This is a genomic window from Heliomicrobium undosum (genome assembly GCF_009877425.1).
GTDB lineage: Bacteria > Bacillota > Desulfitobacteriia > Heliobacteriales > Heliobacteriaceae > Heliomicrobium > Heliomicrobium undosum.
Genome location: NZ_WXEY01000004.1, coordinates 36,352 through 56,531 on the forward strand (window position 1 = coordinate 36,352; position 20,180 = coordinate 56,531).

The 20,180-nt window shown below is 60.2% G+C and carries 20 protein-coding genes; 17 read left to right on the forward strand and 3 right to left on the reverse strand.

Features of this window, described 5'->3' with window-relative positions; translation table 11 throughout:
• Positions 1-85 precede the first annotated feature (85 nt).
• Positions 86-244, reverse strand: coding sequence for a hypothetical protein (locus GTO91_RS05435; RefSeq protein ID WP_161256043.1), 159 nt, complete (start codon positions 242-244; stop codon positions 86-88).
• Positions 245-412: 168 nt separating this feature from the next.
• Between GTO91_RS05435 and GTO91_RS05440 the strand changes: the two genes are divergently transcribed.
• The gene (locus GTO91_RS05440; RefSeq protein WP_161256046.1) at positions 413-1,666 is read left to right on the forward strand and encodes an L-lactate MFS transporter; all 1,254 of its coding nucleotides are present in this window, start codon (positions 413-415) and stop codon (positions 1,664-1,666) included.
• Between the two features lie 4 nt (positions 1,667-1,670).
• Here GTO91_RS05440 and GTO91_RS05445 read toward each other — a convergent pair whose 3' ends face one another.
• Positions 1,671-2,381: a YetF domain-containing protein gene (locus tag GTO91_RS05445; RefSeq protein WP_161256049.1), complete on the reverse strand. Its 711-nt coding sequence runs from the start codon at positions 2,379-2,381 to the stop codon at positions 1,671-1,673.
• Positions 2,382-2,511: 130 nt separating this feature from the next.
• Between GTO91_RS05445 and GTO91_RS18595 the strand changes: the two genes are divergently transcribed.
• From GTO91_RS18595 to GTO91_RS05515, 14 genes are all read left to right on the forward strand, one after another.
• The gene (locus tag GTO91_RS18595; protein ID WP_161256051.1) at positions 2,512-4,866 is read left to right on the forward strand and encodes a sigma 54-interacting transcriptional regulator; all 2,355 of its coding nucleotides are present in this window, start codon (positions 2,512-2,514) and stop codon (positions 4,864-4,866) included.
• A gap of 263 nt (positions 4,867-5,129) precedes the next feature.
• The gene (dhaK, locus tag GTO91_RS05455; protein WP_161256053.1) at positions 5,130-6,128 is read left to right on the forward strand and encodes a dihydroxyacetone kinase subunit DhaK; all 999 of its coding nucleotides are present in this window, start codon (positions 5,130-5,132) and stop codon (positions 6,126-6,128) included.
• Positions 6,129-6,177: 49 nt separating this feature from the next.
• A complete protein-coding gene (gene dhaL / locus GTO91_RS05460) occupies positions 6,178-6,816 on the forward strand; it encodes a dihydroxyacetone kinase subunit DhaL (RefSeq protein ID WP_328793734.1) in 639 nt (212 codons plus the stop codon).
• A 14-nt stretch (positions 6,817-6,830) separates the two neighbouring features.
• Positions 6,831-7,226, forward strand: coding sequence for a dihydroxyacetone kinase phosphoryl donor subunit DhaM (gene dhaM, locus GTO91_RS05465; RefSeq protein WP_161256057.1), 396 nt, complete (start codon positions 6,831-6,833; stop codon positions 7,224-7,226).
• 116 nt (positions 7,227-7,342) lie between these two features.
• Positions 7,343-7,618 carry an HPr family phosphocarrier protein gene (locus GTO91_RS05470; RefSeq protein ID WP_328793735.1) on the forward strand — a complete coding sequence of 92 codons (276 nt, stop codon included), beginning with the start codon at positions 7,343-7,345 and terminating at the stop codon, positions 7,616-7,618.
• A 9-nt stretch (positions 7,619-7,627) separates the two neighbouring features.
• Positions 7,628-9,373, forward strand: a complete 1,746-nt coding sequence (gene ptsP / locus GTO91_RS05475; protein WP_161256091.1) for a phosphoenolpyruvate--protein phosphotransferase — start codon at positions 7,628-7,630, stop codon at positions 9,371-9,373.
• A 254-nt stretch (positions 9,374-9,627) separates the two neighbouring features.
• A complete protein-coding gene (locus tag GTO91_RS05480) occupies positions 9,628-9,777 on the forward strand; it encodes an Mrp/NBP35 family ATP-binding protein (RefSeq protein WP_161256094.1) in 150 nt (49 codons plus the stop codon).
• 171 nt (positions 9,778-9,948) lie between these two features.
• Positions 9,949-10,374: a PadR family transcriptional regulator gene (locus GTO91_RS05485; protein WP_161256096.1), complete on the forward strand. Its 426-nt coding sequence runs from the start codon at positions 9,949-9,951 to the stop codon at positions 10,372-10,374.
• On the forward strand, positions 10,371-11,231 hold the full coding sequence (locus tag GTO91_RS05490; RefSeq protein ID WP_161256099.1) for an ATP-binding protein: 861 nt from the start codon (positions 10,371-10,373) through the stop codon (positions 11,229-11,231). Before GTO91_RS05485 ends, GTO91_RS05490 begins: the two co-directional genes overlap by 4 nt.
• Entirely contained in the window at positions 11,228-12,115 is an 888-nt protein-coding gene (locus tag GTO91_RS05495; protein ID WP_161256103.1) for an ATP-binding protein, read from the forward strand. Before GTO91_RS05490 ends, GTO91_RS05495 begins: the two co-directional genes overlap by 4 nt.
• 112 nt (positions 12,116-12,227) lie before the next feature.
• Entirely contained in the window at positions 12,228-12,566 is a 339-nt protein-coding gene (locus tag GTO91_RS05500) for a DUF5320 domain-containing protein (protein ID WP_161256105.1), read from the forward strand.
• Between the two features lie 14 nt (positions 12,567-12,580).
• Positions 12,581-13,039: a QcrA and Rieske domain-containing protein gene (locus tag GTO91_RS05505; protein ID WP_161256108.1), complete on the forward strand. Its 459-nt coding sequence runs from the start codon at positions 12,581-12,583 to the stop codon at positions 13,037-13,039.
• Between the two features lie 52 nt (positions 13,040-13,091).
• The gene (locus tag GTO91_RS05510; protein ID WP_328793740.1) at positions 13,092-13,448 is read left to right on the forward strand and encodes a NifB/NifX family molybdenum-iron cluster-binding protein; all 357 of its coding nucleotides are present in this window, start codon (positions 13,092-13,094) and stop codon (positions 13,446-13,448) included.
• Positions 13,449-13,482: 34 nt separating this feature from the next.
• Positions 13,483-13,854, forward strand: a complete 372-nt coding sequence (locus GTO91_RS05515) for a NifB/NifX family molybdenum-iron cluster-binding protein (RefSeq protein WP_235919195.1) — start codon at positions 13,483-13,485, stop codon at positions 13,852-13,854.
• A gap of 159 nt (positions 13,855-14,013) precedes the next feature.
• Here the strand turns inward: GTO91_RS05515 and GTO91_RS05520 are convergent, their stop codons facing one another.
• Positions 14,014-15,720, reverse strand: coding sequence for a methyl-accepting chemotaxis protein (locus GTO91_RS05520; RefSeq protein WP_161256115.1), 1,707 nt, complete (start codon positions 15,718-15,720; stop codon positions 14,014-14,016).
• Positions 15,721-16,214: 494 nt separating this feature from the next.
• Between GTO91_RS05520 and GTO91_RS05525 the strand changes: the two genes are divergently transcribed.
• Together GTO91_RS05525 and GTO91_RS05530 are read left to right on the forward strand one after the other, a co-directional pair.
• The gene (locus tag GTO91_RS05525; RefSeq protein ID WP_161256118.1) at positions 16,215-18,182 is read left to right on the forward strand and encodes a YcdB/YcdC domain-containing protein; all 1,968 of its coding nucleotides are present in this window, start codon (positions 16,215-16,217) and stop codon (positions 18,180-18,182) included.
• A gap of 61 nt (positions 18,183-18,243) precedes the next feature.
• Positions 18,244-20,130 (forward strand): YcdB/YcdC domain-containing protein, encoded by a 1,887-nt coding sequence (locus tag GTO91_RS05530; RefSeq protein ID WP_161256120.1) that lies wholly within the window; start codon positions 18,244-18,246, stop codon positions 20,128-20,130.
• Positions 20,131-20,180 lie beyond the last annotated feature (50 nt).

The window sequence follows — 20,180 nt, forward strand, 5'->3', positions numbered from 1 at the left end:
TTTCAATATTTTGATTTTATTTTATATGCAGAGAAGGCGACGATAAGGCAAGAGACGCCGCCCTCTTCGGGCGGCGTCTTTGAGCTCATCTCGTTGTTTTGCGCGCGATAGGATGCAGGGATGTGGGCAGGTAGCTTTGGTTGAGTTTTTCGAGGTCACCCACCTGCTCGTCAGGAAAGGATTCCGATTTTTCCATCCCGATGCCCCGGCTGACGTCTTCTGGCTGCATCTTCCTTTTATCCACCCTGTCACCTCCCTCCGTTAGTATGGGCAGGCGCGCCAGGGTTTAAGGGGTGCTCTTCGTTAAATACTAATCCAGCGTGAACTGCCGCGGCTTCATTCCGCTAGAGAATATCGTCTTCAAGATACCCGTCGTCGGAAGAATGCTGTTCTCGGGAAAGGACGGGATACGATGGCCGGATCCCCGAAAAGCCGGTGGCTGGTGGTGGTAGGGGCGTTGTTGATCCAACTGTGCCTGGGCGCCGTCTACGCCTGGAGCCTGTTCAATCAGCCGCTCATCGAGCGCTATGGCTGGGATCGGGAAGGCGTGGTGCTCACCTTTTCCATCACCATCGCCACCTTCGCCTTTGCCACCATCTGGGCGGGTCGATTGCAGGACCGCATCGGACCCCGGTGGGTGGCCACGGCCGGCGGCTTGTTGCTGGGCATTGGCGTCATGCTGACCAGCACGGCTGATTCTTTGATGGAACTCTACCTGTACTACGGGCTGATCGGCGGTTTCGGTATCGGGACGGCCTATGTCTGCCCGCTGATCACCTGTGTCAAATGGTTCCCGGAAAAACGGGGACTGATCAGCGGGATTGTCGTCGGGGGGTTCGGCGCGGGCGGCGTTATCTTTAAGCCTGTGATCATGCGCCTCATGGCCGCCTACGGGGTGAACGAAACCTTCTTTTACCTAGGGCTCATCTATATGGCCGCTGTTGTCGCCGGGGCGCAGTGGCTGCGGCTGCCGCCAAAGGGGTACGGGGAAGCGGCGGTTGGAGGCGAGAAACAGTTGGAGCCTCATGGAGAAAAGCCGGTGAGCTTGCCTAATGACGTGACACCAGGGGAGATGCTGCGATCCCGGCAGTTTTACCTGATGTGGGTGCTCTACCTCTTCGGCTGTGTGGCGGGGCTGATGGTGATCAGCATGGCCGTCAACATCGGCACGGGCCTGGCCGGGCTGGACCTGGCGTCGGCGAGCAACGCCGTCATCGTCATCGCCCTGTTCAACGCCGCCGGACGCGTCTCCTGGGGCGCTCTGTCCGACCGGATGGGCCGCAAACAGACGCTGGCGCTCATGTACCTGCTCACCGCCGGGGGCATGTTCTATCTCGGGATGGCGCCGGTGGGCGCTGTGGGCTTCTTTGTCGTCATTTCCTTGATCGGCTTTTGTTTCGGCGGTTTTTTGGCCCTCTTTCCCTCCAAAACGGCGGACTACTTCGGCACGACCCATCTGGGGATGAATTACGGCCTCGTCTACCAGGCATACGGGTTGGCGGCGCTGGTGGGTCCGGTCATGGGCACGGACTTGCCTATGCGAACGGCTTTTCTCATTGCCGGCGGCCTGTCCGCCTCGGCGGTGGCGGGGACCTATTTTTTGCGTCAGCCCGGCGTGGTGGCGGAGCCTGTGCGCCCGCGTTATGCGCGGCGGCCGCAGCGGTGAGGCGCTAATGATGGAAAAGGTGGGCCGGGTTGAGTTGTTCGAGGCCCTTTGAGATATAGAGACTGCCGTCGCTGTTGACGGCGGCAAAAAAGACCTCTGTTTCGGAAAGGATGCCCTGGGTCTTCAGTTGAGACATCAGCCAATCCTTGCTGAGGTCGAGTCGGAGCAGGGCCATGTCGTCGATATTCCCTTCGACAATGAGGGGAATGGAAAGCCCCTTGTAGCCAGTGTCGATCTGCAGATCGCTCGGGGTAAGGGGCTGTTTTTGCGCCTTTTTCAGCAGGCTGAGCCGACCGGTCGATTCAATGATGGCAAACTCGACTTCTCTAAGGTCGAAGACGCCTTGCTCCCGCAGCAGCATGAGCACGTTGTCGACGGTGTAGCGCAACTTGCGCAGGTTGGCTTTGACGAACTGGCCGTTTTCGATGACTACGATGGGCTCAAAGTTGACGAGGCGGCCGAAGGGGCGGTGTTTCATCGACAGGTAACCGAATCCGGTCTGGATGAGGAGGACCAGGATCACCGCGTACACCGTCGGCAGGTGCTTCACCCGGGGCTCGGCAATGTCGGCGCCGACAATGGAGCCCACGGTGATGACGACGAGAAAGTCGAAGACAGGCAGTTCGCCGATCTTTCTCCGGCCTGTCAGCAAGGTGAGAATGAGCAACAGGCCCATGATGGTGATAATTCTCGCTGTTAAAACCAGATACTCCACGTCCATCACTCCGTCATTTAATATGTCCAGCCCTTGGAAAATCTCCCGGAAAGGATTTGTCAGACAAAAAGCGAATGAGAAAGTAACAACATAGACAATTACCGTCGCCCCGAGGGAGGATGAATATCCTTTGGCAACCCCCTTGCTCAACGAGACAAAAGCGATCATCCGTCACGAGAAAGGGCTCCATGCCCGCGTGGCGGCCATGATCGTGCAAAAGTCAAGCGAACTGCAGATGCGGCACCGGGTCTCCCTCTTTTTGCGCCACCGGGACCGCAAGCCGGTGCCGGCCACCACGCTGCTGCAACTGGTCTCTCTCGCTGTCCAGCCCGGTGAGGCGGTCTGGGTGTCGGCGAGGTCCACAGCAGACATGCATTCCGCCGGTGAGACGCGCGACGAAGCGCCTCCGGCAGATTCGTCGCGCGCAGATACACCTTGCGCCGAAAGGCCTGGCAACAAGGCGTCGCAGGCCGCCATCGCTGTCAAGGAACTGGTGCGCTTCCTCGAAAGCGACTTCGCCCTTTCTGACGATCAGGTCCAGCGCCAGGTAGACAACCTCCTCCAGGACAGCGCCCTGACAGCGGGGCAGGTCTTTGCCAGCATGGCCGACGGCCTGATCGTCACTGATGACCACGATGTGGTCACCGTCTTCAATCCGGCCGCCGAGCGGATCATGGGCATGCGGGCCAGTGATGTGGTTGGAAGGAAAGCGGCGGCGGCCATCCCTGGATCGAGGATGCACATCGTCGCCGGGACAGGGCAGCCGGAACTCGGGCGCCGGCAGATGATCGGCGAAGCGGTCATCCTCACCAACCGGACGCCCATCGTCGTCGACGGGCAGGTCAAAGGCGCCGTCGCCGTTTTTGAAGACATCTCGGCGCTGGAGAAGGTGACTCACGAACTGCGCGAAGTCAAGGAACTGAAAGAGCGGCTGCAACTGGTCCTCGAATCGGTGCAGGACGGCATCTGCGTCGTCGACCGGGAAGGTTGCGTCACCTATGTGAACCCCGCCTACGCCCGCATCGTCAACGGCCGCCGGGAGGACCTGATCGGCCAGGATTTGCGGGACCTTTCGCCGCGGGGGGCGCGGCGGCAGGCATTGGAGACGGGCAAGCCGGTATTGGACCATGTGGCGCAAAAGGCCGGCGATGTGACCGTCATCGCCGACGCCTACCCCATCATCGTCGATGGGGAGGTGACCGGGGTGGTCTCCATCGTCAAGACCCTCACCGATGTGCAGACACTGGCCGAGAAGCTGAACCGGATGGCTGCCCGCGCTGAGTATTTGGAACAGGAACTCCGGCGGACGAAAAAACCGGGCGGCGCTTTCGCACGCTTCATCGGCCAGAGCGGCAAGGTGCGCGACGCCTTGGCGATGGCGGAAAAGGCGGCGGAGGGGCCGGCGACGGTGCTCATCCGGGGCGAGAGCGGCACCGGCAAGGAACTGGTGGCCGAAGGCATCCATGAGTCGGGGCCGCGATCAAAGGGACCCTTTATCCGCGTCAACTGCGCCGCCATCCCCGAGACCCTGTTGGAGAGCGAACTCTTCGGCCATGAAAAGGGCGCCTTCACCGGCGCCATCAGACGCAAATTAGGCAAGTTCGAACTGGCCCACAAGGGCACCCTCTTTCTCGACGAGATCGGCGAGTTGGACAAGGCCATGCAGGCCAAGCTGCTCCGCGTGCTCCAGCAAAAAGAGATCAGCCGCATCGGCGGCGAGGAGACCTTCAAAGTCGACGTGAAGATCATCGCCGCCACCAATCAGGATCTCGAAAAGTTGGTGGCCGAAGGCCGTTTTCGGGAAGACCTCTACTACCGGTTGAACGTCATCCCCATCCTGTTGCCGCCGCTCCGTGAACGCAAGGAAGACATCCCTCTATTGGTGGAGCATTTCCTCCAGCAAGCCGGACGGGAGCAGGGCAGGGCGCTGCGCGGCATCCGCAGCGACGCACTGGAGGCGTTGATGCATTATGCCTGGCCAGGCAACGTGCGCGAACTGGCCAACCTGATCGAGCGGGTCGTCACCTTGAGCGACGGTCCCTGGATTACCGGCAGCGATCTGCCCACCTACCTCCGGGAGCGGGCGGCCGGGGAAAATCATGAAGGGAAGCAGCATGAAGGAGGGCCTATTGAAAAGCGGCCTGTTGGTGGGGGACACGGCAAAGGGGAACGCTGCGTGTGGCTATATAACGGAGGGGAAGACAGGAGTAGCGGGCCGGCCAGGGGAATCACCGGTCACAACTGCTGGGAGAATACATCGGAGGAACAAGGTGATGCGCCGCTGCTGACCTGGGAAGAGTACGAACAGCAGATCATCACCCTGGCCCTGCGCCGGCACGGCAGCTTTAACGCCGCCGCCAAAGCCTTGGGACTGACCCATAAAACCGTGGGGGCGAAAGCCCGCAAGTACGGCATCGACAAAAACGAAGCCGGTACAGGCCTTGGGGAAAAAGGAGCGGCGTTGGGAAAAAGTATCAGCGAATGAACCGGAGGCTTGATACTTTTTCCCAAGCAAACACGGTTTTTGATGGGCGCCAAGGTCTCATCTTGTCCCTGCCGAACGCGGCACCTTCGCCTGCGCGCCGCTTACGGGCACTTTTCAACCCCATTTTGCATTCGCTCCACCGCATTGGCATAGTTCTTGCAATAACAATTAGCAGGTTGTATCGGGCGGAGATTTTTCTCAAAGGGACAAACCAAATCCCGAGCGCCCTAGCGACAAAAAATTATTTGCGGAGGCGGATGACAGTGAAGAAGGTCATCAATCAGGCGGAACAAGTCGTCGAAGAAATGCTGCAAGGCGTCGTCCTCGCCCATCCCCAGTATGTGAAACGGGTGGAAGGCTTCGACGTCATCGTCCGCGCCAATGCGCCCGTGGCCGGCAAGGTCGCCCTCGTCAGCGGCGGCGGCAGCGGTCATGAACCGTCCCACGGCGGGTTTGTCGGCCGGGGCATGCTGGACGGCGCGGTGGCCGGCGCCGTATTCACCTCGCCCACGCCGGATCAGGTCTATGAAGCCGTCAAAGCCGTCGACGGCGGCAAAGGCGTCCTGCTGGTGATCAAGAACTATACCGGCGACGTGATGAACTTCGATATGGCGGCGGAGATGGCTGAAGCCGACAACATTCAGGTGGCCAAGGTGGTCGTCAATGACGATGTGGCCGTAGAAAACAGCACCTGGACCACCGGCCGCCGCGGCATCGCCGGCACCGTCTTTGTCCATAAGATCGCCGGCGCTAAGGCCGAAACGGGCGCCAGCCTGGAAGAAGTCAAAGCCGTCGCCGAAAAGGTGATCGCCAATGTGCGCTCCATGGGCATGGCCCTTTCGCCCTGCACCGTGCCGGCCGCCGGCAAGCCGAGCTTCACCCTGGCCGAAGACGAAGTGGAGATCGGCATGGGCATCCATGGAGAACCGGGTACCCACCGCGAAAGCATCCGCAGCGCCGATGAAACGGCCGCCCACCTGCTCGACAAGATCCTGGCCGACATCGACTTCACCGCCGGTGACGAGGTGGCCGTCCTGATCAACGGCCTCGGCGCCACCCCGCTGATGGAACTCTACGTGGTCAACCGCAAGGTCGCAGAGATCCTCGGCGAAAAAGGGATACAGATCGCCAAGACCTACGTCGGCAACTACATGACCTCTCTTGAAATGGCCGGCTTTTCCATCTCCCTGCTGAAGCTCGACGCCGAGTTGAAGGAGCTGCTGCTGGCGCCGGCTGACACCCCCGCCTTCGTTCAATTCTAAAAGCAACGCTTTCGTGACTTTTAAGCCGGCTCTGCGCCGGCGGTCGGAGGTGACCCTGTTGAATAACCCAGCGATCGCATTGATCGGGGCGGTGGCTGACGCCATCGTCCAAAACAAAGAGTTCCTGACCTCTCTCGACGCAGCCATCGGCGACGCCGATCACGGCATCAACCTGTCCCGTGGCGCCGAAGCGGTGCGGGCGAAAGCGGCCGCCTCGCCGAACGCTGATATCGGCGCATTGCTGAAGGCGACCGGCATGACCCTCATCTCCACTGTCGGCGGCGCTTCCGGCCCCCTTTATGGCACCGCCTTCCTGCGCGCCGCCGCGCCGGCCCAGGGGAAAACGGCGTTAGACGGTGAGACGGTCAAACTGATGCTGGCCGCCGCCATCCAGGGGATCAAGGATCGGGGCAAGGCCACCAGGGGAGAAAAAACCATGCTTGACGCGCTGGAGCCGGCCTTTGAGGCCTTTGTCCAGGGCCTGGAGGCGCAAAAGCCCCTGGTTGAATGCCTGGAAGAGGCCACTGAGGCGGCCCGGCAGGGCGTCGAGTTCACGAAGACCATCATCGCCACCAAGGGCCGGGCGAGCTACCTCGGCGAACGCAGCAAGGGCCACCAGGATCCGGGGGCCACGTCTTCCACGATCATGCTGGCGGCCATCACTGATTTTTGCCGCAAGGCGCCATAAGGGGGGGCAAGCCAATGGTCGGCATCGTCATCGTCTCCCACAGCGCCAAAGTGGCCGAGGGCATCTGTGATCTGGCCAGGCAGATGGCCAAGGCGGATCAAAAAATCCTGCCTGCCGGCGGCATGGCCGACGGTTCCATCGGCACTGACGCCTTCAAAGTGAGTGAAGCCATCCAAGCCGCCTGGAGCGACGACGGGGTGCTTGTCCTCGTCGATCTGGGCAGCGCCCTCCTCAGCACCGATATGGCCATGGAATTTCTCGATGAGGCGATCCGCGAGCGGGTCCGCGTCGCCGACGCTCCCATCCTGGAAGGGGCCATCGGCGCCGTCGTCGAGGCGTCCGTAGGCAGTTCCCTGGAGCAGGTGCTCTCGACGGCGGAAGGCGCCAGGGAGATGCGCAAAATCATCTAGTTCCACGTGGAACACTTTTTTCCAATGAAACATTTTATTGAGAAACGTTTAATTCCAAAAAACAGGTCGGGGGGCGGCAGAACCCGCCCCTGCTGATTTACCGAGCCCGAGGGGGTGTGTATCCGTTGACAGAGATTCAACTGGTCTTAATGAATCCCACGGGCCTGCACGCGCGACCGGCTTCCCAGTTTGTGCAGACGGCAGCCCGTTTTAAGAGCAAAGTCCAAATCATCGCCGGCAGCAAGAGGGCCGACGGCAAAAGCATTTTGAACGTCATGACCATGGGACTGAAAAAGGGCGCCGATTTTACGGTGTCCGCTGACGGCGAGGACGAAGCCGAATGCCTGGCCGCCTTGCAGGCGCTGGTCGAGGGCAATTTCGGCGAAGGGTAGGGAGCGGCGGTGACAACCTTTATTGGCAGAGGTGTGGTGTCCGGTGTTGCCTTGGGCCGGATCAAGCGACCGGCCAGGGACCTGACGGCTTATCTGGAGCGCTACCGCCCCGGCTCCGTGGAAGAAGAGACGTCCAGGCTGGAGCGGGCGCTCGCCGGCGCGAAGGATCAGTTGCAGGCGATCCTGTCCGGGCCGTCTGTCGATGACACCCTGTCCGCCATCATGGGAGCCCACTTGATGATGCTCGACGACCCTGGACTCGTGGAGTATATAATGGAAAAAATCCGGGAGGGCGATAGCGCTCCCCGGTCTGTCCTGGCTGCCTGCGAAGCCTATGCCGCCCAGTTTGCGGCCCTTGACGACCCTTACCTGCGCGAGCGGGCCGCCGACATCCGGGACATCGGACGGCGGGTGGCCGGACTGCTGCTGGGGGTGGACGGCGAGGGGGCGGGCGCGCAGGCGGTGGAGGCGCGGGGCGTGGCAAGTAACAGTGGGATTGTCTTATGCGCCCCTGACATCGAGCCCTCCGTCGTGGCCGCCTACCCGCCGGGACAACTGCAAGCCCTGCTTCTGGGCCAGGGGAGCACCACGTCTCACGCCGTGATCATTGCCAAAGCCAGGGGTATCGTGACCGTTGTCGGTCTTGGAGAGGCCGTGGACGAGATCCCCGACGGCGCTGAGGCCATCGTCGACGGTGATTCCGGTGAGGTGCGACTATCTCCCGATGAGAAGGAGCGCAACGCTGTCCTGGCGCGGATCGCAGCGCAGGCGGAACAGCGTCGACAGGACCTTGCCGACGCGACCCTGCCCGCCGTTACCCGCGATGGGGTGAGGGTCCAGTTGGCGGCCAATATCGGTTCACCTGGCGAATGGGAGAACGCGCGGGCGCTGGGGGCCGAAGGGGTGGGCCTGTTTCGCAGCGAGTTTTTGTTCATGGGACGGGACGCTTTCCCGAGTGAAGAGGAGCAGTTTGCCGCTTATCGCCAGGCGGCGGAAGGCTGCGGCGGCCACCTCTGTGTGATCCGCACCCTCGACATCGGCGGCGACAAACCTTTGGCCCATCTGGCCATCGGCCACGAAGACAACCCCTTTCTGGGTTGGCGGGCGATCCGCATCAGCCTGGAACGGACCGATCTGTTCCGCACCCAGTTGAAGGCCATTCTCCGGGCCGGTTGCTACGGCAAGGTGGCCGTCATGCTTCCCATGGTGATCAGCGCCGGAGAGATCCGCCAGGCCCGGGCCATCCTCACCGAAGCAACCGAGGAGTTGGCGCGGGAGAGGCGGGAATTCGCCGCTGATGTCCCCGTCGGCATCATGGTTGAGACGCCGGCGGCGGCCGCCACCGCATCGTTGCTGGCGCCGGCCTGCGACTTTTTCAGCATCGGCACGAACGACCTCGTCCAGTACACCCTGGCCGTCGACCGGGGCAACCCCAAAGTGGCCCCCTTGTACAGCCACTTTCATCCTGCTGTCCTCCGGCTCATCGACGCCACCATCCAGGCGGCGCGGCAGCAGGGGATCTGGGTGGGCATGTGCGGCGAGATGGCGGGCGATCCCTTGGCGGCTCCCCTCCTGGTCGGCATGGGCATCGACGAACTGAGCATGAGCGCCCCGTCGATCCCGCAGGTTAAGGCGGTCATCCGCAACCTTTCCATCTGCGAGGCGCAGGAGATGCGGGAAGCGGCGCTGGCTATGGATGACGCCGCGGCAGTCCGGGCTTACCTGGAGAAATGGCGCCGGTCTGCTGCTCTCTAACAAAGGCCACGTTCATGTCACTGACGATTACAGAAGGACCGTTCGCCTGACGGGGATTTACCCGGTGGTGACGGTCCTTTTTTTCAGCATACAAATACCTCCATCATTGGAATTGACTTTTTTCATCACTAGTGATACTATGTCAGTAGTTACAGGGAAACACTACAGGGGAACAGGTAATGATTCGGAGGGGATCATGTTGTCTGAACGATGGCGGCAAACCCATATCATCGCGGTCGGCAGCGGGAAAGGGGGTGTCGGCGGCCACCCGGCAGGCCTGTGACGAGGGCCGGCCCATCGTGACAAACGACCATAGTCCATCCAGCAAGGCCTATATGGCTATCGCCCGCGAGATCGCGAGCGCCTGCGGGCAACCGGCGAAAGGCGCGGCAGCGCATTTGTAAGGAGGAACGCATATGTTTGAAGGTGGTCAAGGCTCGGGATTTGGACAAGGCCATGGTTTGGGTCCAGGCCCGGCTCCAGGCCCGGGTGAGGGATCCGGACGAGGCCCCGGCCAAGGACGAGGCCAAGGTCCCGGTTCCGGTCGCGGTCGAGGGCGCTGCGGTTGCGGAGGCATGGGCGGAGGTTTCGGCGGCGGACGCTCCGATTCGCTGGCCTTTCCCGGCGTGCTGCTGAGCCTGCGGCAGCGGCCGTCGCACGGGTACGAACTGATGGAAAAACTGGAACAATTGCATTTTGTGTCCGCCCTGCCGGACCCGGCGGTGATCTACCGCTACCTGCGGCGGCTGGAAGAGGAAGGGATGGTCGAATCCCGGCTGGAACCTGGCCAGGGGGGGCCGGCGCGCAAGGTCTACTCCTTAACAGCCGAAGGCGAGAGCTACCTGCAAGCCTGGGTGAGCCGGATTTGCAAGCAAAAAAACGATCTGGAGGCTTTTCTCCAAGCCGCCGAAAAAACGGTGGAAGACGAATCCGCTCACGGGGCTGCCGATAGCCGATCAACCAGCGAATCTGCCGGCGGGAATGCTGGTGACGGCCAATGAAACCGATCATCGCCATCGCATCAGGAAAAGGCGGTACCGGCAAGACGACGGTGGCCGTGAACCTGGCCGCCGTATCGGAGGAACCGGTCCTGCTGGCCGACTGTGACGTGGAAGAGCCCAACTGTCATCTCTTCATTCACCCGGAAGAAAAAGCGACCCATCCCTTCGGCGTGCTGACGCCGGCCTTCAACCTGGAAAAATGCGTCGGCTGCGGCCGTTGCCGAGACGTCTGTCGCTTTCAGGCGCTGATCATGGTCAAAGGCAAGCCGATGCTGTTTCCGGAAAACTGCCACGCCTGCGGGGGCTGCAGCCGCCACTGCCCGGCCCGGGCCATCACCGAGGTGGAGCGGCCTGCCGGAACGATTCACCAGGGAGACGCCGGAGCGATTCGCCTGGTCTACGGCCTCCTGGACATCGGCGAGGCCAAAAGCCCGCCCCTCATCCGCGAAGTGCGCCGCCGCCTGAACGACCGGACGACGGCTGCGGAGCGCACGGTGATCATCGATGCGCCGCCCGGCACGTCCTGCCCGGTCGTCAGCGCCATCGACGGCGTCGATTACCTCGTCCTCGTCACAGAGTCGACGCCCTTCGGGCTCCACGACCTGCAGTTGGCCGTCGAGATGGCCCGGACGATGGGCCTTCCCTTCGGCGTGATCATCAACCGCGCCGGTCTTGGCGACAGCCGGGTCCGCGAGTACTGCCAGCGGGAAGGGATCGCCGTGCTGATGGAACTGCCCTTTGACCGTGAGGTGGCCCAGGTGTACGCTGACGGGAAACTGCCGGCGCGGGAACTGCCGGCCATGGGCGAGGCCTTTCAAGGGCTTTGGAAGCGGCTGCGTGAGGAGGTGACGCCATGAAGCAGATCGCTGTACTATCGGGCAAGGGGGGCACCGGCAAGACATCCCTCGTGGCCGCCTTCGCCGCGCTGGCGGAACGGTCTGTCTTCGCCGACTGTGACGTCGACGCCGCCGACCTGCACCTGCTCCTGCAACCGGAAATCGAGGCGAAAGAGCCCTTTGAAAGCGGGCGGACCCTCACCTGGAACAAGGATGCCTGCATCTTCTGCGGCCGCTGCTTGAGAGTCTGCCGCTTCGACGCCCTCAAGTTCGACCGTTCCGGGCCGAAGCTGGTCATCTCGCCCTTCGCCTGTGAAGGCTGCGGCTGCTGCGTCGATGTCTGCCCTGGGGAAGCCTTCACCCTGACGCCGAAACAGGCGGGAGAACTCTATGTGTCCGCAACCCGTTTCGGCCCCTTCGTCCACGCCCAACTGGGCGTCGCCGAGGAGGCCAGCGGCCAACTGGTCACCAAGGTCCGCAAGCGCGCCCAGGAGATTGCCGAACAGCAGGGGATGTCCTACGTGCTGATCGATGGCTGCCCCGGCACAGGCTGCCCCGTCATCGCCTCCATCACCGGAACCGACCTCGTCGTCCTGGCGACCGAGCCGACCGTATCGGGCCTTCATGACCTGCGCCGCGTCGTCCAGGTGGTCCGCCACTTCCGCCGTCCCTGCGGCGTCGTGGTCAACAAGGTGGACTTAAACCGGGACATGACCGCCCGCATCAAAGACTATTGCCGCGATGAGTCTCTCCCCTTTTTCGGCGAAATCCCCTTCGACGCCCAGGTGGTGGCCGCCCAGTTGGCCGGTCGGACGATCGTGGAGCAGGGGTCGTCGCCTGCGGGGGAGGCCATCCGGGCGATCTGGGCGGACATCACCAAAGCGGTGTCAGGCACAGCCATCTAGGGGGTTGCCGGCAAGTTTTGCCCTGCTAGTGACTTTAGTCAACTAGCGACTGTAAGCATATAGATGAATCAGGCGGGGTACACCGCGCGACCGAAAATAAGGAGGAATCGTGATGCCTAGAATGGATGGAAAAGGCCCGATGGGAAACGGGTCTATGACTGGAGGGGGACGCGGCCGTTGCATCCTGCCTGTCGATGAAGCGCCGGTCCGCCAAAGCGGCGCTCAGGGCGGCCAAGGCGGTCAAGGCGGCGATTGGAGCGCCCCAGGCGGCCAGGGCGGCGGGCTTCGTCAAATGCTTCGTAACTGCGCCAACGCCTTCTGCCGCTTTGGCGGTCTCGGGAGAGGCCGGGGCAACGGAGGCGGGGGCAACGGCGGCGGCGGCTTCGGGCGCCAGGGCAACGGACGCCGGGGCGGCGGTCGCGGCGCGAATGGAAGAAACGCCGGTTTCTAAGGAGGGGTAGGACGTTGGATAAAGGCCTTTCGCGACGCAAGTTTCTCGGCGCCGTCGTCGCCGTTCCGGCCATCGGCGCCCTGACCGGGCCGGCGATCGTCGCCGCTGATTACGTCTATCCGCCCGATTCGCTGTTGCAGCCACCGCCCCCGAAAGTAGTCGGCAAAAAGGATGCATTGAAGCCCTGGGAGCCCCTGTTTTTCGATTACAATGATGTGCCCGCCCTGGCGGTGAAACTCGATGATGGCGAGATCATCTCCTACACCCTCAAATGCACCCACCTCGGCTGCACCGTCGACGTGCCCAAAGGAAACATCAAAGATAAACAGATCCTCTGCCCCTGTCACGGCGGGATTTTCGATCCCCTCGGCGGCAATGTCTCCGGTCCCCCGCCGAAGCCCTTGAAGCGGTTGTCGGTGACCATCGCCGACGGCGGCGATATCGTCGTCCAGGAGAAAGGCGAGACGGCCTGAGCATAACGAAAATGACCCAACGATCTGCGCAAAGGGGGTGACTGCATTGAAAGTGCTGATCACGAGCACCGGTCCGTCTCTGGACGACCAAGCCGATGAACGCTTCGGCCGGGCGCGCTGGCTGCTTCTGGTGGACACGAACAGCCAAACGTTGCTGGAGGCCCTGGATAATCACACACAGGTGAACGCCATGCAAGGCTCAGGGATCAAAGTGGCGGAAATCGCCGGTGAAAAAGGGGCCGAATGGGTGCTGACCGGGTTTGTGGGTCCCAAAGCCTTCGCCGCCCTCCAGGCTATGGACATCCGCATCGGCCAGGGCGTCAAGGGCGCCGTGCGCCAGGTGTTGGAATCGTTCCAGCGCGGCGAATTCACGGCGGCCGAAGCGCCCAACGCCGAAAGCCACTGGTGAAGCAAACGAAGACAAACAGAAAGGGATGCTGAATATGTCCAACGTTCGTCTTGCCATTCCCTCCGTCCGCCCCGGCGGGCTGTCCGCTGACTGCTCCGGCCATTTTGGCCGCTGCGACTGCTTCACCATCGTCGAGATCAACGACGGCAAATTGGTCAAGGATACCGTCATCGACAACCCGCCTCACTATGAAGGCGGCTGCCTGCGACCGGTGAACCTGTTGTCCGATCATCAGGTGAACGCGCTGGTCGTGCAAGGCATCGGCGCCCGGCCCCTCTCCGGATTCCGTCAGGCTGGCATCGAAGTCTACCAGGCCAACGAGCCGACGGTGCAAAAAGTGGTGAACGCCTTTTGCGCCGGAAAAATCCCGGCCATCGACGACCGGCAGGTCTGCCAGCATCATTAAACGGAAAAAGCATCATTAAACGGAAAACGAAAAACCCGGCGAAATGCCGGGTTTTTCCGTTGAACATTGATTTTTTACAAAAAAACTTGTCGTTCGAAAAAAGTCCTGCTGCGGAACAAAGTCTGATGTTGAGGGCGTATGTAACAAGGAAATCGCTCGTCAACAGGAGAATGTAGCAATGGCGGAGGACAACTTGCCGCTCAACGCTTCGAGCCCCTTGGCCGAGGCGGCCAACTCCTCTGTGACAGCCAACTGTTCTTGTGAGGCGGCAGCGACACTCTGCGTTTGACCGGCTGTGCGGGTGGTGATCGCCGTAATCTCCTTGACCGATCCGGACACGGCAGTCGCATTATCGCAGACCGCTGTCATCAGGGAAGCCGTTTCATCGAGTTGGCGCTTCGCCGAATCCGTTGTTTCCGTGATCTGCTGGAACACTGTTTCAACCTCAACCATCGTATGGACGCCCTGGTCAACGGAAGCCATCTGATGAGACATGGAAAGACTCGTTTTTTCAATCTTGCCTTGAATGGCCTCGATCAACCGGGCGATCTGCTTCGACGATGCGCTCGATTCGTCGGCCAGCTTCCGGATCTCCTCGGCCACCACGGAGAATCCGGCGCCGGCTTCTCCGGCGCGAGCTGCTTCGATGTTGGCGTTCAGCGCCAGCAGGTTCGTCTGCTGCGCGATAGATGCCATTGCCGCTGCGATGTGGCCGATTTCGTGAGAGTGACCGGCCAGTTCCTGCACCTGTCCCGCGAGCGTCTGTGTGTTCTGACCGATCTGATCGATCTGGCGGATCGCCTTGTCAACCGTCTGAACCCCATCGGCAGCCTGAACGGCCGCCAACTGTGCTTGCGCCGTGATGCCGGCAAAGAGGCGTGTGATGTCATGGATCTCATCAACGATGGCCCGCACCCGTTCGGCGCTCGCCTGGGCTTCATCAGATTGCCGTTCCGTCCCGGCAGCGACGTCCTGAATCGCTGCCGTGATCTGTGTCGTCGCTGATTCCGCTTGATTGGCGCTGGCCGACAGAGAGGCTGACGACATGGCCACCCGCTCGCTGCTCTCGCTCACCCCTTGCACCAATCGCCGCAGACTGTCGGCCATCGTATTGATGGAAGCCACCAATAGGCCGATCTCATCGCGGGTCGTCTCCGGGAGCCGATCCACACGCAGGTTGCCGGCTGCAATCTGCCGGGCCGTCTCAGCGGCGGCCACCAGCGGCTGCATGCTCTGCCTGACGACGAACCAGGAGACCAACACACAGAAAAGGATGCCCAGGCTGCCTGCGAAGAGAACTTTTGTCCGGAGTTCAACGGTCATCTTTTCGTAGGGGGCGTTGGGCACACCGACATACCAGATGCCGATCACCTCGTTTTTCCCATTCCGGATCGGTTCATAGGCGGTCTGGTTTAAGGCGCCGACCACCAGCGCCTTGCCGATGTATGTCTGTCCCTGTTTCAACACGGCTTCAGCCACTGCCTCCGATACGACGGTGCCTACTGCCCTCGATCCATCCGGTCCTTTGACGTTCGTCGCGACCCGTCGATCCCCTTGGAAGAGGGTGACCGTATCGCCGGTGAGTTCTCCGATCCGATCGACCAGTTCCGATTTGTTGTTGATGACCTGATCGCCTTTGCACAACTGTCCATCGCGAATCGACCATTCCCCCGGATAGCGCTGCTCGATATAGGCCATACCAATCCGGGAATCGGATTTCAGTTTTTCGATCGCCGATGCTACCAGTTTTTGCTCAGCTTGTGACGATGCAAACCAACCAACGAAAATAATCACGGCAATGCCGATGGTGGAGAAGAGCGTGACTACTTTAGCCTTCATTCCGAGTCGAAACATTGTGCCAGCCACAGTAGAACCTCCTCCGATATATACTAGGAAAAATGTTGCATTTGTATCATAACATACAAGGTGTAATAAATGTAGATGGTGTGATGAAGGTTTGACAATGTCTTTGCTTGAAAAAACATACATTCAAACAAAAAGCAGCAGAGAGAAATATAAAAAAATAAAGGGATATTTTGCATATACAAATGAATACTGTGTTTACCGAATAGAAAATAGTCAATAACCCATAACCGATAGCCCATCGCCCATCGTCAATCGTCAGCAGCAATATGCAAAGTCCCCCGCTAGTCAAAGTCGCGCTTCGCCGGTTGATTGTCCCTTTCGCCGTGATCAACGGCTAAAATAAAATTCGGAAGAAAAGGGGTTATCTTACACCGATAGGTTCAAAAAATCTTCTTTTAAAAGAAACCAATAGCAGGTCCTATGCGTCAAATGACTGAAGAATCGAATCCAACGACAACTTTTCACTGATCGAAGATATCGAAGGAGGTTCTTTCATGAGCCATCAAGGAAAGGGAGACGAAAGAAAGGGAAGGCGGCGTCCCGCCCAGGCGGCCCTGGCGGGTCTCGTCCTGACGAGCATGTTGGCAGGCGCCTTTCCCGCATCCGCCTTGGCCGCAGACGGGACTGCCCAAACGACGGAAGCGGCTGCCCAAGCTGCGGAGGCGGTTCCCCGAGGCACAGAGGCGATTCCCCAAGCGAAAGCGGCGGTTCCCCAACCGGAGTCATCTTCCTCGCGGACAGCGACGGTGGAGGTTCAGGGCGAGGAAGAGCATAAGATTGAGAAGGCTTCGCCCCAAGTGGAAGCCCGCATCCAGAAAACGATCGACCTGCTCCGGTCACTTTACCCCGAGTTCGGATCCTTGAACCTCCAGATGAAGCTCCGCGAGAAGAACACCCGTATGATGCACGGGCAGCGTACGGAACGAGAAGAGTGGATCCTGTTCTTCGATGACCGGCAGCCGAAAGACAAGAAGTCCGAAGACCGGATCTACAACCAGGTACATATGAATTTTGATGAAACAGGCGCCCTGATATCGTACAGTTGGCAAAACCCCAACTGGGCGGGAACAGACATGCCGGACAAGGCAATGGCCTCGAAAAAGGCAAAGGAATTTCTGCAGAAGCTCATCGGCGCCGACCTTGACCGTTACGCGCCGGGGAGCGCCAGCAGCACCGGGACCCATGGCGCCGCTTCGGATGGCGGGAAAAAAGTCACCTGGACGCACCGCAGCGTTCAGTTTGAGGGGCTCGTCAACGGCATCCCCCTGATCAACAGCAGCGACAATTGGACCGTCGATGTGGACGGAAAAGGCCGGATCGTCGGGGTGCACCACTGGAACAAGGAACGGCCTGATCCCGCCTTGTACCCTGATCCGGCCAAAGCGATCACCTTGGATGCGGCGAAAAGGCGCTTTGCCGAGCAGACGCGGATGGTGCTGTCCTACCAGCCGCAAGAATTTCTGAATCAGAGTCCGGCAGAGTTAGCCGACATGCCCTTGCCGGGGAGAAAGCCGATGATCCTGGCCTACATGCCAGACAGCATGGGCTACATCGACGCGTTCACAGGAAAGCCCTCTATAGAATTTAACGCTGTCACCGATGTATTTAAGAAGACCGAGGCGAGCATCCGCATCACCGGTCAAGGAAAGGGGCTCTATGTCCGGAGTCCGGAAGAAGGCCGGCGGTTTATCGAAAAAGAACTCGGTTTCGACATGACAGGAATGACCTTTTTCAATGTCCCTAAGGAAGAAGAAAAGGAGCCCGCCGCGCCCACGATCAAGCGGTACCACTGGGATGAACAAGAGCGCATGGACAGCCTGCTCGCGAAAATCCGGCCCGACAAGTTCCGGCCCCGCTACGCCTCCCTGACGACAGAATCGGATACGGGGCGGATTTGCGGTTTCTCCATCGGTCGCGTCTACGTCGACAGCGAACAACAGGCGCAGGAAGCGAAGCCGTTCACGGCGATCCCCGCCGAGGAGGCGAAGAAAAAGGCCGTCAGCTTCCTCCAGCCGTTCCTGCCGGCACGGACCATTGAAACGAAACTGTTAGAGCCGAGGGATGGGCAGCCAACGTACCCCGACTGGGTTGACGTGTCCAAGCTGCCCCAGGACTTCCGCGAAAGTCCTGTCTGCGATTTCATCTTTATCCCTCTCCATGAGGGCGTTCCCGTCGAAGGGATCCACTGGCACGTGTCCGTTGACAAAGCGACGGGCAAGGTGTGGTCCTTTACCTATTTCCCTGTCGACTTTGACAAACTGCCGTCCAAGAGCGGCCTCATTTCCCCGGAGATGGCCGAGGATACGTACCTTAAAAACCTCGATATTAAACGGGTCTATTTGTGGCCGGAGTTTTTCAACCAGCGTGCGCCCAAGCCCCAACTTGTCTACATGCCGGCATATGAGTTCGTCGGCGTCATCGACGCCAAAACAGGGAAGCCCATTCCTTTCGTAAAGGATTAAAAGGCAGCAGATCAACGATGGGAACTGTGGGACAAACCAACAGAGGGGGGCCGAATGCGACATGCGTCATCGACGAGACGGTGATGAGAGAAGAGAACGCTTCCGGTCCTGGCAGGCGGCTGTGGCTGGCGCTGTTTTGACCGGCATGCTGACAGGGGGAATTCCCTGCGCTCAAGCGGAAGAGGGGAGCCCTGCAACCGCAACTGGGCCTGCAGCGACGACAGCGGCTAGGGCCGGTAAGCCCATATCGTCAATGAAAGCCATGAACGAAGCGGCTTCACCGGAAGTGGAAGCCCGCATGCAACAGGTCTTGGAGTTGTTCCGCTCCATGTACCCCGAGTTTCGCTCCTTACAAATCCAGATAAAAACCCGTGGCAAGAGCCTGCATATGGGAGACGGACAGCGCCTGGAGCGGGAACAATGGATGCTTGCTTTTGATGAGCGAAAACCGGGAGAACCGAAGCGGGATGATCAGGTGTCCAACCAGGTGCTGTTGCAATTTGACGAGACCGGCCTCTTGGAATCCTACCGTTGGGAAAACCGGGACTGGGCGGGAGAGAATTTGCCCGATAAGCAAACCGCCCTGGCAAAAGCGACGGAATTCCTGCAAAAACTCCCCGGCGCGGACCTTGCCCAGTATGCGCCGGGCAATGTGAACGGGGAAGGCAGCAATACTAAATTCCTAGATGAAAAGGAAGTCACCTGGGTACACCGCAGCGTTCAGTTTGATCGCCAGATCAAAGGCATCCCCATGCTCAACGGCACCGATATGTGGAACGTTGATGTCGACGGCGGCGGACGGATCACGGGACTCCGCCGTTGGGCGAACAAGAACCACCCCGATCCGGCCTTGTTTCCCGACCCGGCCACGGCACTTCCCCTCGAAAAAGCAAAAAAAGCATTAGAAGCGCAGCAGCAAATGGCCCTTGTCTACCTGCCGGCGGAGTTCCTGACACCGGCGCCGGGTGACGTCAGGCCGTTGCCGGGGCGGTTGCCGCTGCGATTGGTCTACCGGCCCCTATCATTCCTGGACCTTATGGACGCCGTCACAGGAAAACTGCCGGCAGAATTTGAAGCAGCAAGGTCAGGCGACGCTGTCGAGACCACCCTTCGCGTCACCGGGGAAGGGAAGGCGCTCTACGCCAAGAATGCCGAAGAAGGCCGCAGGGTGATGGAGAAGGAACTTGGCGTCGATTTGACGGGGATGACCTGCTCTGACGATGAAAACGAGTGGGCACAGGAGGAGAAACCGGCGCCCCATATCCGTCGATGGGAATGGCATGACCGGCAGTTCATCGAAAGCCTGTCTGCTGAGAACCGAACACGTCCGTTCATCCTTGACAACGCATCCTTGGAGACGGAATCAGATACCGGGCGTGTTTGCGGTTTTTCCGCCGGCTATGCAAGCGCCGATGGCTCTGAAGGGCAAAAAGGCAGCGAAAAGGCCGTCATTTCCGCCGACGAGGCCAAGAAAACGGCCACTGCCCTTCTGACAAAGCATCTGCCGATGCGAACCGTCGAGATGAAAATGGTCGCCATGGACCAGGCGCCGCGCAAGTACCCCGACTGGGTTGACACCGCCCATTTGCCGCACTACGCAAAAGAGCGCCCCACCTATGACTTCAAATTCATCCCGCTCCATCAAGGCATCCCCATCGACGGATTCAACTGGAGCGTGTCTGTAGAAAAAGCGACTGGCAAGGTGGTTTCTTTCCACTACCATCCGGTGGACTTTGACAAAGTGCCCTCAAAAGAAGGCATTGTCTCTCCGGAAACGGCCAAGAATGCCTTCGTAAAAACCGTGAACATGAGACTCATGTACCACTGGCCCCAGTACTTCAACCAGCGCGCGCCCGAACCGGTGCTCGTCTACGCGCAGGAAGTCCACCATACAGGCATCATCGACGCCAAAACAGCGACGGTGGTCCAGCGCCTTGGGGACGATTAAGGGATACGGCGTCCCGTTTCTTTTTGCCTTGTGTTGGCAAGAATAAAAGG